At 36.7% G+C, this 742-nt stretch carries 1 protein-coding gene and 1 pseudogene; both read left to right on the forward strand.

Going from position 1 to position 742, the window contains the following annotated elements; all coding sequences use genetic code 11:
- The coding region (locus tag JKP73_RS22000; protein ID WP_200411964.1) for an IS6 family transposase at positions 1-459 on the forward strand (459 nt) is incomplete at its 5' end.
- Positions 460-517: 58 nt separating this feature from the next.
- Positions 518-742, forward strand: a pseudogene (locus JKP73_RS22005) (polysaccharide biosynthesis C-terminal domain-containing protein); the annotation flags it as partial.

The raw sequence follows: 742 nt of genomic DNA on the forward strand, positions 1-742 counted from the left end.
ATGGATGAAACGTACATCAAAATTAAAGGAAAATGGCATTATTTGTATCGAGCCATCGATGCAGATGGTTTAATCTTGGATATTTGGTTACGTAAAAAACGGGACACACAAGCAGTCTATGCTTTTCTTAAGCGGTTAGTGAAGCAGTTTGATGAACCGAAGGTTGTAGTCACAGATAAAGCCCCCTCTATTACAAGTGCCTTTAAGAAACTAAAAGAATACGGCTTTTATCAAGGGACAGAACATCGTACCATTAAATACCTGAATAATTTGATTGAACAAGACCATCGTCCAGTAAAGAGACGCAATAAATTCTATCGAAGTTTACGCACTGCCTCTACCACGATTAAGGGCATGGAAGCCATTCGAGGATTATATAAGAAAACCCGAAAAGAAGGCACTCTCTTCGGCTTTTCGGTGTCTACTGAAATCAAGGTATTAATGGGAATAACAGCCTAAGATATTTGGAGTTCAGAGAGAGCGCGTTTGATTTTCAAACTTCGCAACAGAACCTTTCATGCTCTCAGCATTATTTTCTAGCTTTGCAAATTTTTTTGAAACAAGTTATATTGTAGTTAAAAAAACTACAGGAGGATTTATCACATTTTTATTTGGAGCAATCGTTTGTGTCATTGCACAAGTATTACTTATTCCATTATTTGGCTTGAATGGTGCTGGATTAGCTTCAATGCTTGGATTCTTAACAACGTTTTTATTTCGTGTCAAGGATACGCAAAAATTT

Origin of the sequence: Virgibacillus salexigens (assembly GCF_014905415.1) — a bacterium.
In the GTDB taxonomy this organism is placed as follows: Bacteria; Bacillota; Bacilli; order Bacillales; family Amphibacillaceae; genus Virgibacillus; species Virgibacillus salexigens.